This window comes from Enterococcus sp. AZ079 (assembly GCF_050547255.1).
Taxonomy (GTDB): Bacteria; Bacillota; Bacilli; order Lactobacillales; family Enterococcaceae; genus Enterococcus_D; species Enterococcus_D casseliflavus.
On the sequence record NZ_CP172955.1, the window covers coordinates 463907 to 477233 of the forward strand.

Sequence of the window (13327 nt, forward strand, 5' to 3'; positions counted from 1 at the left end):
TTTTTTTGAGTTGCGCCATCCCAGTAGTCCGTAAAAGGTTGAAACTTGCATGAGCGTTGGTAGAAGGTATCCATTTCTGCACACAAAAAACTTCCGTCAAAACGACCGGAAGTTTTTGGCTGATGCATTATTTTTTTCGCTAGCAGTTTGAATGAAATCCGCCAGCGGGAAACCCATGTTGATTTGCTGGTGCCTAGAGAGGATTATTCTTTTAGCTTATACCCTTGATCTAAGAGCATTTCCTCTGTACGTTCCATGCTGATCCCATTTTCGGTGTTTCCTTCGAAACTAACCCCAGGCAATTGTTTCGCTGAATCATAATCCAACTCATCATAATTGATGGTCAATGATTCAGTCGCTTCACTATCTGTATAGTCGAGGGAATAGTCCAACCCTTTGACTTGCTGATACTGTTCTGCAATCGGATCAAGCACGGTTTGTGCTTCTTCTTTAGTCGTTACCCCGATCGCTGAATAAGGCATGACATTGTTCGCAGTCTGAGTTTTTACTTTATCGCCTTCATAAGTGAAGACCAGTTCCATCGAAACCCCATTTTGATCCATTGTGAATGTTTTGGTTTCTTCCTTGGCCCCCGAGCTACAGCTTGCCAAGAAAAGAACTCCGATGACTGCCAAAAATCCAATAAGCGCTTTTTTCATTTTATCCCTCCTTTTTTACATAATAATATAGCCGCTTTCACAAGGCTATTCTTATGCTCAAAAGAGAAGAAGAAAGGATTTGCTGGAAGATTATGATAAAATAACGAAAAAATATGTGAAATTTTTCTCGAATTTTCACATGCCGATTTGTTATCTAACGACCACAGACAGAAGAGCAAAACCTTACAGAATCCTAGACTTTCAGAAAAGATGATGAAAATGCTGGATTTTTATATTTGTGCAATCTTTTTTTGAAAAGAGAAATTCCTCTTTTTAGTAGCAAATACCGCAAATCTTTGCTAAAATAGCATTGTCGGTTAAGCATTGCTTAACAAATAAAGTTTTTCAAAACTTAGGAGGAATTTTTTATGCCAGTAGTATCAGGAGCTGAATTCTTAAAAGCTGCTCGTCAAGGCGGATATGCAGTCGGCGGATTCAACACAAACAACTTAGAATGGACACAAGCGATTTTAAAAGCTGCTGAAGCGAAAAAAGCGCCAGTTCTAATCCAAACTTCAATGGGTGCTGCCAAATATATGGGCGGATACAAAGTTGCTAAAGACATCGTTACAAACTTGGTTGATTCAATGAACATCACTGTTCCAGTTGCAATCCACTTAGACCACGGTGATTATGATGCAGCAATGGAATGTATCGAAGTTGGTTACACTTCTGTTATGTTTGATGGCTCTCACTTACCATTTGAAGAAAACTTGAAATTGGCTAAAGAAGTTGTCGAAAAAGCACACGCAAAAGGCGTTTCTGTTGAGTGTGAAGTTGGTTCAATCGGCGGAGAAGAAGATGGAATCATCGGTTCTGGCGAATTAGCTGACATCGAAGAATGTAAACAAATGGTTGCAACTGGTATTGATTACCTAGCTTGCGGAATTGGTAACATTCACGGTCAATACCCTGAAAACTGGAAAGGCCTTGCTTTTGACCACTTACAAGCAATCGCTGATGCAGTAGGTTCTGATGTACCATTAGTATTACACGGTGGTTCTGGTATTCCTCAAGACCAAATCGAAAAAGCAATCTCAATGGGTGTTTCTAAAGTAAACGTAAATACTGAATTCCAATTATCATTTGCTAAAGCAACTCGTGAATACATCGAAGCTGGCAAAGATAAAGAAGGTAAAGGATTCGACCCTCGTAAATTATTAGCACCAGGTGTTGCTGCAATCGTTAAAGATGCAGAAGAACACATCGACTGGTTCGGTTCAGCTGGTAAAGCTTAATCTTAATCAAAGATCAAAACTCTTAGAATCACCGATTCTAAGAGTTTTTTTGCTTTCCAAGAAAATATTCTTGATGCGGGGATCAAAAATATCCTGCATCTTTTTTCTTTGAGTGATCTGTGCTAAAATTGGAATGATACACATAAATTAAAAAAGAGTATAGGTGGAATTCCATGAAAAAAATTGTCATCAACGGCAATCGTCCCTTAAAAGGTGAAGTCACCATTAGCGGCGCAAAAAACAGTGCTGTCGCATTGATCCCGGCAGCGATCTTAGCTGATTCACCGGTCATTTTAGAAGGAGTGCCTGACATTCAAGATGTGCACTCATTAATTGAGATTATCGAAATCATGGGTGTGAAGACCCATTTTGAAAACAATACGCTAGAGATCGATCCGACAAACATCGTTTCGATCCCGATGCCTAACGGAAAAATCAATAGTCTACGAGCTTCTTACTATTTCATGGGGGCATTGTTGGCGAAGTTTGGTGAAGGCGTCGTTGGATTGCCTGGCGGCTGCTTCTTAGGTCCGCGACCAATCGATTTGCATATCAAAGGCTTCGAAGCACTTGGCGCAAAAGTCACCAACGAACATGGTGCTATGTATTTGCGTACCGAAGAAGAAGGCTTGACTGGCGAACGGATCTTCCTAGATATGGTCTCCATCGGAGCAACCATCAATGTGATGCTGGCAGCAGTAAAAGCCAAAGGCAAAACGATCATTGAAAATGCCGCACGAGAACCTGAGATCATTGATGTTGCGACCCTTTTAAATAATATGGGGGCGAAAATCAGAGGTGCAGGTACCAATGAAATTCGTATCGAAGGCGTGGAAGAATTGCACGGTTGTCGCCATTCCATCATTCCAGACCGGATCGAAGCAGGAACCTACCTTTCTTTAGCCGCAGCAGCGGGGGAAGGCATTACTGTCAAAAATGTGATTTATGAGCATTTAGAAAGCTACATTGCGAAATTGGAAGAAATTGGCGTACGAATGGATATCAGCGAAGATGAAATCTATGTGCATCCCTCAAAAGACTTGAAACCAGCGACTGTGAAAACCTATCCTTATCCAGGATTTGCCACAGACCTGCAACAGCCGATCACACCATTATTGCTAAAAGCAAACGGAACATCGGAGATCATGGACACGATTTACGCCAAACGGGTCAACCATATTCCTGAATTAGCACGAATGGGCGCACAAGCAACGACAGAAGGCAACATGATTTTTGTTAGCGGACCGAGCCAATTGCACGGAGCAGAAGTTGTCGCTTCTGATTTACGAGCAGGAGCTTGCCTTGTCATTGCCGGATTGATGGCGACTGGCACGACCAGCGTCTTTAATGTCGAGTATATTTTGCGCGGCTATGATCATATCATCGAAAAACTAACGGCTCTTGGAGCTGATATTCAAATGATAGAGGAGTAATTATGAGCGATTATCTTACGATGGCAGAGTTGGAAAACAAAACCTTAAAAGAGATCTACACCTTTGCCAAAGAGTTTCGAATTCCTTATTACAGCCAGATGAATAAAAAAGAATTGTCATTGGCTGTGATACGGGCGCAGGCGGAAAAACAAGGCTTCTTTTATATGGAAGGAATCTTGGATATCGTAGGCCAAGAAGGCTACGGTTTTTTACGCCCAATCAACTACGGACCGAGTGCAGAAGATATCTATATTTCTTCATCACAGATTCGTCGGTTTAGTTTGCGTAATGGTGATAAAGTCGCCGGTAAGGCGCGCCCGCCCAAGGAATCTGAGCGCTATTATGGATTGATGCACGTTGAGTCTGTTAATGGCAAAGATCCAGAAGATGCCAAAGAGCGTCCGCATTTTCCAGCGCTGACGCCGCTTTATCCGAATCGTCATTTAAAATTAGAAACAACGTCAGGACGCCTTTCTACGCGGATGATCGACATGCTGTCGCCAGTGGGTTTTGGACAACGGGGACTGATCGTTGCTCCGCCTAAAGCTGGGAAAACCAGTATCTTGAAAGAAATTGCCAATGGGATCACTGACAACTATCCTGAGGTGGAATTGATCGTTCTTTTGATCGACGAGCGCCCAGAAGAAGTGACTGATCTGGAACGCAGTGTCAAAGGAGATGTTGTTTCTTCAACCTTTGACCTGCAGCCTAGCAACCATACCCGTGTTTCTGAATTGGTACTAGAACGGGCGATGCGTTTGGTAGAAGACAAGCGTGATGTCGTGATTCTGATGGATAGTATCACTCGTTTGGCAAGAGCCTACAACTTAGTGGTACCTCCAAGCGGACGTACACTAAGCGGCGGGATCGATCCAGCTGCTTTGTACAAACCAAAGAAATTTTTTGGTGCTGCCCGTAATATTGAAGAAGGCGGCAGTTTGACGATTCTTGCCACCGCACTGGTGGATACCGGCAGCCGCATGGATGATGTCATCTATGAAGAGTTTAAAGGAACCGGCAATATGGAGCTGCAGCTTTCTCGCAGCTTAGCAGAACGTCGGATCTTCCCAGCGATCGACATCAAGAAATCTGGTACCCGTAAAGAGGAATTGCTGATGAGCAGCGAGCAATTGGAAGAAACCTGGCGCTTACGCAACAACATGTTGGGGGATTCCTTGGAGTTCACAGAACAATTCATTCAATTCTTGCGTAAAACAAAGAACAATGAAGAGTTTTTAGCGGCTTTTCATGATGTCCATTTCGGAGACAAACGGCAAAAAAGAAATATAAAAAGATAATTGCATCTAAAAACCAAACATGGTAAGATAGTCATGTTGTAAAATCGACAAATCAACTCTGGTGAAGCAAATGAGCCAGGGCAAAGGAGAGAAGAAGAAATGAAACAAGATATCCATCCAGATTATCATCCAGTTGTATTCATGGACTCAACTACTGGTTTCAAATTCTTATCAGGTTCTACAAAGAATTCTCAAGAAACTGTTGAGTGGGAAGACGGCAACACGTATCCATTGATCCGTGTCGAAGTAACTTCTGATTCACATCCATTCTACACTGGACGTCAAAAATTCACACAAGCAGACGGACGTGTGGACCGTTTCAACAAAAAATACGGTCTCAAAGACACAAACGCTGCAGAATAAGACAAACGCTGATATATCAACGTTTAGCAGACTATCTTATGGGGATAGTCTGCTTTTTTCGCTTTTGACCATACTTTTGACCTTCTGCAAATTTTCTCGTTTTTCCTCTGTGGAACGCATGAAATCCGCAAAACGATTTGCTGTTTCTTCTGTTTGCCTTTTTGTGACATGGGTGTAGATATCCATAGTCGTTTTAATATCTGTATGTCCTAACCGAACTTGAACTTCTTTGATTGAAGCACCGGATTCAAAAAGCAGACTACAATGCGTATGACGAAAACCATGGGGTGTAATATATTTTAAGTTGTTTTCCTTAATAATGGTTTTCAAGTTGTGATTTACATAATCCAAATAGAGCGGTTTATTTTCTTCTGATACAAATAGAAGTTGTTCACCGTCTTTGGCAGATTTAATTCCCATTTTTAGAAAATATTCTTTTTGCTTCAATTGCCATCGTTTAATTACTTGCAATGTTTCCGAGTCTATCGAGATTGTTCGAAGACTCTTTTCTGTTTTTGGGACTTGAAATTTGATTTCCCATTTATCACACGTAGCTAACGTTTGTTTAACAGAGAGTGTACCTTTATCAAAATCAATATCTTTCCAACGTAACGCTAACAATTCGCCTTTTCGTAATCCTGTAAAAGCTAAAATCCGAAAAATTGGATAAATTGGATCAGGATAGTTTTTGGCAATTTCAAGAAACACCAATAATTCTTCCTTTTCATAGTAAGGTGCAGAATATCTTTCTTCGTCAATCTGTTTCTTGCGTTTGGGACGAATCACAGCATCCATTGGGTTATTTCGAATGAGACGTAAACTTAAAGCATACTTGAAAACGGATGATGTCAATCCAATTAAGTTGGAATATTTTTTGTAATAGCTGTACCAATAGTTGACCTGTTTTTGACAGTAAGGAATTGAGATTTTTGAGATTTTCAAATTCCCAAAAAGAGGGGAAATATGTTTTTTGTATGCTAACTTTTGGGCAACATAGGTACTTTCACGAACCGTATTTTTGTATTGTTCAAACCATTCATCCGCCAATTCTGAAAAAAGGCGTTGTGAATTCGTCACCACATCATTTTCCTCTACTTGAACCATCAAGCGATTATAGGCTTTTTTTGCTTCTCGTTGTGATTTAAACCCACGCTTGGTAGTGTATTTCTTTTTCCCTGTAACAGGATCAATGCCAAGGTAAGCTTTGAACATGTAGGCGATTGTGCCATTTTTCTTTTGATATTTTTTGATCATAATTATCTCCTTTGATTCACTCGCCAGTATATCAAAGGGAAGGAACCTCCTTTCCTATCGGTATAATAGACAGCAACAATAGGTAAGTCAAGTTTAGATTTTTAGATTATCTAAGAATAACTTTACATCTTCACGATCAAATCGAGTTTCTTTACCAAAAGGAATGATTTTTAATCCATTGTTAATCCAACTATTGAGGCGAGCATCTCCAATCTTTAGCTGTTTTTTTAATTGTTTCTTTGTTGGATACGGGGGTAACTCGTTTAAATTTGGTTGTTGTATCTGTCCTTCCTCAATTTTCTGCATAGTTAATTGAACAATTTCTTCAATTATTTCTTGATTAAACTCAATTGGTACATTAACAGTCATAATTTTTCCTACTTTCATAATTTATTTTTTTATTTTGGTATAGCATACGATGCTTTCTTGAAAATCCATCATTTGTTCAGGATTTCCACTTTCATTTATATTCCTGTAAAATATCGGGCGTCTTACCAGATACTCATGGGTATAAAGCACATCTTGATTGGTGGGATCATAGGGTTGATCCACGAGTTTTTTTGTAACAATAGGTACTTTGAGATTGCGCGATCTGAAGAACGCTTTTTTCTTATGTTCTTTCATATCCAAGTCCTTATCGAAATATTTACTGATATAGCTTCCGCGATTTTCGATGCGATCCACATCGATCCTATTGATTTTGACAAATCCATGTCCCCAGATCGTGGTAAGACGATCGACAGAAAGAAAAGGGAAGTCAAATAAGATGATGTGGTAATGGATCGCACCTCGCTTTTGTTTTTCCCACGTGGCGAGATATTTAAGGTTTGCTTTTTTTGTATGATAGAGTTCGTAGTTTAGTCGCTTGATAAATTTTTTGAATTCATTATTCGCATAGGCAATGTCTTGTATGTTTTCTCTAAAAGTGAGGGTCAAAAATTTTGTCTGATCATCAAAGTTCATATCCACGAGTCGGGCGATTTCAAAACGCATGTTTTTGTAGTATTTTTGTTTTCGTTTTAAACTATCGTATTGTTCTTGAGCAGAGAGTTCGTCATAACTTCTTCTTGTTTCCGTGGGAATATCCTCTGTATAAAGCCAAGCTAATTCTTGTTTTCGTTTTGGATTTGGTTCTGTTTCTTCATTTCTTTTTTTAGGAGTAATGATGGTTTCATAATCATAAATTTCAAGGTACGTGGGAGTTTCAATGGTTTTCTGATTATACGCTTTCAATAATCCCCACTCCTTGGTGCGTATTCGATTGTCAAAGAACCAGTCATTTTCTCCTGATGTTGTTCTATAAATCAAGTTAAGGGGAAGGCCTGCGCGGCAGTCCTTCCAATCTATGGGTTTATTGGGCGGTCTTAACGGACAGAAACGGCTCTGTGGGCGCTGCCTCGCCGTTTCGTCCTAACCACCCAACAAACGCATAGGAAAATTAGTTTTGTGTAGTGACACCTTGTTTTTTGGGAATCAAAGTTGCCGTATCAGCGGTTGCCGATAACCCATAACTGACAAATTGTCCATTTGAGCGCCCCCAAGGTACGATCACCAAATTGGTAAATGTAACTATGGCTAAACCTTGTTGGGTAAGCTCTTCCGACGTGATCACAGGATGTTCAGATTTGACTTTGACACTGATTTTTTCGTAGCGAAGTTTTGGTAGGATACATTCGTAGCTCCAACCTAAAATTTCGCCCTCCTTTTGCCAGCGAGTGACATTGACGACTTGGTATTCTTTTTCGAGTGTTTCTTTCGGTAAACTGAGATCGGTAATTTTTATTGGCATCATAATTCTCCTTTTTATACGAAAGTTTATACGATTTGATTAAAAAATATAGATGGCCATCTACGATTTGTATTTTATACGAAAACTTATACGAGGTCAAGAGATTTTCCAAAAAAGATATACGATTTTTTATACGAGTGTTATAATGGAAAAAATGATAAGGAGGAATTTGAATATGTTTGGTTTAGTACAACCCGATAAAGTGAAGGTGGGCCAACGAATCAAAGAATTAAAAGACGAAATGTCACTCTCTTTTACAGAATTAGGGAATCGATTAGGGTTAAAAAAGCCGACGATCAGCTCCTACGTTCAAGGCTATGCGTTGGCTCCTATGAGTGTGATCAACCAATTATCTAGTATCAGCGGAAAACCTGTCGGCTGGTTTTATTTTGGGCATGTGGAAGACTATATTCGAGAGTATTTGTTTCTCATTGGTCAGAAACAAATAGTGGACGATCATCCTGAAATCATTGAGAAGATAAAACAAGAATTTTATACGGGCGAGTTCAAAAATCCTGCTTGGGAGAATGAGCTAGGCTATCCTTTGGAGGAATTTATCCAAGAATGTTTTGTAGAATATTCGAGTGAAATCATGAAAGACTATGTCGTAGAGATCACGAAAGAGGTCCTTGAAGGATCCAAAACGCTAAACAAACTATCATCAAAAGCAAAAGAAGAAGCTGTCACGATTCTTTCATCTGGAATCATTGACTACATCGAGATGAGTGGTGAGATCAAGTATGGGGAGAAAGATCGCATTGCGAAAATGGTGAAAGAATCCATAAAAACCTTTGATGTGAAACAAGACCTGACATTTAATGATTCTTATTTGATTGGAAAATTGATTAATATTCTTGGTACAGATGAAGATACAGAGCTGTTTCTTTCTTCTTTATCAATGATATTTACTGATAAGCATTTTTCCACTCGATTTGGTGGAGAAGAATTAGTCGAAATATTCCAATCGATGCGACCAGCGTTAATCAAACTCTATCGGGAGAAAACACCAGATGAATTTTATGATTGGTTTGAGAAGTAAAAGCAAAAAGGGAGTTACATTAATCGTTCATCACAGGACATTTTGAACTGCGGGCCTATTTAGATTTAGAAATCACTCCTATTGATTGCTTTAGTATAAATTCATCCTCAAATCACTAAATAGTGGGTACATTTTATACAAAGAGATTTTTACTATTGTTTATATGTGCATAAAGATTAGGAATAACTTGCCAAATTTGTACAAAGTTCACTAAATCAACTACTAATTATAGCGATTTAAATATAGGAGGAAACTCGTATACGAACATTTAGTGGTTTCGCTATAAAAGTTTTGAAAATCTTTTTTTAGGCGTTTGTATAATCTTTGCCTTTTGTAAGGGGAACACACTCTTTCGGTTTGATCATGTGACAAAATTGGAAGATGAATCTTGCTTTCTCGTTATTTATCATCGTTAAAAATGATGATATTATTTTTTTAACACCCGTGTATAAGTATCTTGATGATTGTTGTTAAAATATTTGTCGTTATTTTATTGGGTGTAAAAAAATAAGAGAGGAAGAAGCAGTATGTTGAAAAAAGTGTTTCGCTTCGGTATTTTTGCAAGTATATTGTTGGTAGTATCTTCGACTCTTGTGCCAAGTGTGGTCGCTGTGGCCGATTCGATGGAGTCTCAAGAAGCGATGGTATCTGACGGTAACAAGAAAGAGGATCTAACAAAACGCTCGGACGATTCATCAGATGGACAAACTGAAAAAGTAGAAGAAACAACTGAGGATAGGCAAACGATGGTATCAAGTAGTTTGGAAGGATCAAGCGATCGTACACAATCAAGTGATCTCATCCAGTCTAGCGAAGAAACTGGGCCAGAAGAAGTCGATGAGTCTACAGAAAAGTCTTCGGATCCTCAGGACCAAACGATTTCTCATGAAGAAGTAACGAAGGAAGCGGTTGATTCATCAACGAGTGATTCTGAAGGAACACAACCTTCTGAATCATTCGGTGGACATACCTCTCCAAGTATTGATGAACCTAGCGAAAAAATAGACGAACCAGTCTCTTCAAGCGAAGAAGCAGTTGTTTCACGGCGAAGCCGCCGAGATCTTTCCGCCGTTTCTTCAAATCAGCCAGAAGAGGAACCGGTGGTCGCTTTTGATGAAAAAGCCTTTGATGCCGCAATCGATCAATACATTGATCATGCAACAGAAGAAGAATTAGGGTTAGTCATAGATTCAAGCAATGAAAAAGAATTGGCCGATGCTTTAGAATATCTCTTGTTGAATCAATTGGATGAGTCCTTTGGTGTAGAAGAACTCGATGAACTAAAGAAGTTTCTTACTGCCGATGAGATTAAACGATTGGAAAATGAATCGTCGTTAGAGACATTTGAACAACTGCTTACGCAATACTATAATGATCGAGAACAGAAATTGGAAGAAGGAGCAGCATTTAGTGACTTCTTTCTAGCAAGTACCGATGAGGAAATCAATCGGATGTTAGAGGCAAAAGATGAACAAGCATTGGAACAAGTGATTTCTGAAATCAGTGCTTCTCGGAATAGTCAAACAAGCGGATCACGAAAAAAACGCGCCTTGCCTCTAGCCATTCCATTACTTGTCAAAGGTGCTGCATGGGTGATTGGACTAGGAACAGCTGCTTATTCAAGCCATAAAATATATACGACATTGGAAGCACGTCGTGCGGAAAAAAAACGAATGGTCGAACGTTGGCGTTATCATGAACAACAAGCACAAAAACGACATCAAGCCGCACAACAAGCCCACGCAAAAGCCGTTGCCCGTGCTAAACTACAAGCAGCAGCCCGCGCCAAAGCGCAAGCCACACAACGAGCTCGTGCCCAAGCCGCAGCAAAAGCGAGAAAACAAGCACAGAATTGGGCCAAACAACAAGCCGCCGCTCGAGCTCGCGCACAGGCGGCCGCAAGTGCACGAAGAAAGTCAAATGCGTCCTATGTTCCTCCGGTAACTCGTCCGAAACCAGTGATCAAAGCCAAACCCAAAGCACCTGCAAAACCTGTTGCCAAGCCAGTAACGAAACCAACTTCTCCAGCGAAACCGAAGCCAACGACGACCCCAAAAAATACGATGCATCAAGTACGTGCAGGAGAATCTGTTTGGTCTATTTCGCATAAGTATGGCATCAGTATGAATGACTTCATCAAATGGAACAAAATCAAAAATAATCTGATCCATCCTGGCCAGCAAGTCATCGTCAAACAACCAGCAAACACATCAAAGCCAGTGTCCAAACCTACGACAAAATCAAGTACGCCAGCCACTTACAAAGTAAAAGCAGGGGATTCGGTTTGGGGGATCTGCGAGAAGTATGGTTTATCCGTTTCAAAATTTGTCCAATGGAATAAGATCAAAAATAATACCATTCATCCAGGACAAGTGATGTATTTACAAGAACCGAAACCGGCATCAAAACCAGCACCAAAAACTTCTCCTACGACTAACACGACGTATACGGTAAAAGCAGGGGATTCGGTCTGGTTGATCGCTAATATGCATGGGATCAGTATGAATGATCTGGTGAAGTGGAATAAGATCAATAATAATACGATCCATCCGGGCCAAAAACTAACAGTCAAACAACCTGTTTCATCAGGAAAACCAACGACCAAAGTACCCACTTCCACAAATCCAGTGACCCACAAAGTCTCTTATGGCGAATCCTTATGGTTCATTAGTAGTAAATATGGTGTGACCGTCGATGAATTACGCAAACAAAATGGGCTCAAAGGCGATTTGATTCACCCGGGCCAAGTATTAGTCGTCAAAAAAGGTACGACCACGAGTCATTCAAACCCTGCAGGGAAAAGCGGAATCAGCTATACCGTAAAAGCAGGGGATTCTGTTTGGTTGATCGCCAATCGATACGGCGTGAGCATGGATGATCTAGTGAAATGGAATAGGATCAAAAATTATACGATACACCCAGGCCAAAATTTAATCATAAATAATATAACGAATAAAGAAGCACAAAAAAAAGCTGAGGAATTAGGATATATAAAAACAAATGAACGTTCGCATGGACAGCCTGTTTTCAAAAATACGAAACGGAAACCAAAATATATAACACCGGATGTTGACTCGCATAATGGTGGTACTTGGAAAGGAGCAGACAATGTTAAGGATTTGGGAAGTAAAGATACTAGAAGTGGGACTTATGATGAAGATCTAAATAGGATAGGTGATTAATATGAAATTTTTAAGAGTTTCAAAATATAACTGTAAGTTTAGAGATGAAAATGGAAAATATATCATAAACGAGTGGACATCATATAGTGATATCGGGAAAAAATTTGAAGGTGAAATATTTACGTTGGGTGATTATAAACTCGTAGAACTAAAATATATAAATACAGTATTAGAAATAGCTAAAATTTTAGATGTAAATAGTTTTTTGCTAACTCAGTTTGAGAAAAGTAGAGATATTGATACATTGACCGAGGATAATGAATTTTTAAAAAAAATGTATAACAATTTAAATAAAAATAAACAAATACAAATTGATAATATACCATTAGTTATGAAATTGCTTCTTAGGGAGTTTGTTTGGGGAAAATTAGTTAATGAGCAATTAGTTATTCATTTTGGTTATGATTATTATATATATATAGGTGTGAATAAAGAGAATATAGAAGATGTAGAACAAATAATAAAAAGACACGGTCTTTTTTATGAAGAGAAATCTACTTCCCCTTATTAAGTAAAATTGAACAGATTATCTTGATAGAGATTGTTACATCTTTTTTTGTGGTTAATCAATTTTAAGAACAGTCACAGTTATATATTTTGTCTGATTGACTATTAATAGATAAAAAAGAAAATCCCTTGTCAGCAGTTACGCTGATAAGGGATTTTAGTAGAGAACCATCCTCTACTTCCTCTTCCGTTAAATTCTGTTTATCCTCTTTAGAGGTATCTAAAAGGTTAATATGAGAATTCTCAGAAGATAATTAACTATAAAACCATTAGCCAAGTCAGCACCCAAACCTACACCTAAACCTACACCCAAACCAAGTACCCAGCCACTTACAAAGTAAAAGTGGGAGATTCGATTTGGGGATTTGTGAGAAGTATGGATTATCTGTCTCAAAATTTGTGCAATGGAAGTAAGATCAAAAACAATACAATCCATTTAGGCTAAAAATTGATGGTCAAGCAACTTATTTCATTAGGAAAACCAACGACAAAATTACAACTCCTGTGATTCATAAAGCCTCCTACGGCGAATTATTATGGCTCATTAGTAGTAAATATGGCGTAA

General features: G+C 39.1%; 12 protein-coding genes. 7 read left to right on the plus strand and 5 right to left on the minus strand.

Going from position 1 to position 13327, the window contains the following annotated elements:
- Positions 1–203 precede the first annotated feature (203 nt).
- Complete coding sequence (locus IGJ15_RS02275) at positions 204–659, minus strand: YehR family lipoprotein (RefSeq protein ID WP_005233973.1); 456 nt, start codon at positions 657–659, stop codon at positions 204–206.
- A 368-nt stretch (positions 660–1027) separates the two neighbouring features.
- Between IGJ15_RS02275 and IGJ15_RS02280 the strand changes: the two genes are divergently transcribed.
- The 4 genes from IGJ15_RS02280 (at position 1028) to IGJ15_RS02295 (ending at position 4991) form a co-directional block, all read left to right on the plus strand.
- Complete coding sequence (locus IGJ15_RS02280; protein WP_005228297.1) at positions 1028–1897, plus strand: class II fructose-bisphosphate aldolase; 870 nt, start codon at positions 1028–1030, stop codon at positions 1895–1897.
- Between the two features lie 173 nt (positions 1898–2070).
- The gene (locus IGJ15_RS02285) at positions 2071–3330 is read left to right on the plus strand and encodes a UDP-N-acetylglucosamine 1-carboxyvinyltransferase (protein ID WP_005228299.1); all 1260 of its coding nucleotides are present in this window, start codon (positions 2071–2073) and stop codon (positions 3328–3330) included.
- A 2-nt stretch (positions 3331–3332) separates the two neighbouring features.
- Positions 3333–4628, plus strand: coding sequence for a transcription termination factor Rho (gene rho / locus IGJ15_RS02290; RefSeq protein ID WP_005228301.1), 1296 nt, complete (start codon positions 3333–3335; stop codon positions 4626–4628).
- 99 nt (positions 4629–4727) lie between these two features.
- Positions 4728–4991: a type B 50S ribosomal protein L31 gene (locus tag IGJ15_RS02295; RefSeq protein ID WP_005233979.1), complete on the plus strand. Its 264-nt coding sequence runs from the start codon at positions 4728–4730 to the stop codon at positions 4989–4991.
- Positions 4992–5027: 36 nt separating this feature from the next.
- On the opposite strand, the gene IGJ15_RS02300 is transcribed toward IGJ15_RS02295, so the two are convergent.
- The 4 genes from IGJ15_RS02300 to IGJ15_RS02315 form a co-directional block, all read right to left on the minus strand.
- On the minus strand, positions 5028–6245 hold the full coding sequence (locus IGJ15_RS02300; protein WP_430599245.1) for a tyrosine-type recombinase/integrase: 1218 nt from the start codon (positions 6243–6245) through the stop codon (positions 5028–5030).
- 93 nt (positions 6246–6338) lie between these two features.
- Complete coding sequence (locus IGJ15_RS02305) at positions 6339–6614, minus strand: DNA-binding protein (RefSeq protein ID WP_430599246.1); 276 nt, start codon at positions 6612–6614, stop codon at positions 6339–6341.
- Positions 6615–6635: 21 nt separating this feature from the next.
- On the minus strand, positions 6636–7478 hold the full coding sequence (locus IGJ15_RS02310) for a rolling circle replication-associated protein (RefSeq protein ID WP_430599247.1): 843 nt from the start codon (positions 7476–7478) through the stop codon (positions 6636–6638).
- A gap of 205 nt (positions 7479–7683) precedes the next feature.
- Entirely contained in the window at positions 7684–8034 is a 351-nt protein-coding gene (locus tag IGJ15_RS02315) for a hypothetical protein (protein WP_430599248.1), read from the minus strand.
- A 175-nt stretch (positions 8035–8209) separates the two neighbouring features.
- Here IGJ15_RS02315 and IGJ15_RS02320 point away from each other — a divergent pair, with 175 nt between their 5' ends.
- From IGJ15_RS02320 to IGJ15_RS02330, 3 genes are all read left to right on the plus strand, one after another.
- On the plus strand, positions 8210–9073 hold the full coding sequence (locus IGJ15_RS02320; RefSeq protein ID WP_231437929.1) for a helix-turn-helix domain-containing protein: 864 nt from the start codon (positions 8210–8212) through the stop codon (positions 9071–9073).
- Between the two features lie 527 nt (positions 9074–9600).
- Positions 9601–12255 (plus strand): LysM peptidoglycan-binding domain-containing protein, encoded by a 2655-nt coding sequence (locus tag IGJ15_RS02325; RefSeq protein ID WP_430599249.1) that lies wholly within the window; start codon positions 9601–9603, stop codon positions 12253–12255.
- 1 nt (position 12256) lies between these two features.
- On the plus strand, positions 12257–12766 hold the full coding sequence (locus IGJ15_RS02330; protein WP_010709793.1) for a hypothetical protein: 510 nt from the start codon (positions 12257–12259) through the stop codon (positions 12764–12766).
- The last annotated feature ends 561 nt before the right edge of the window (positions 12767–13327 follow it).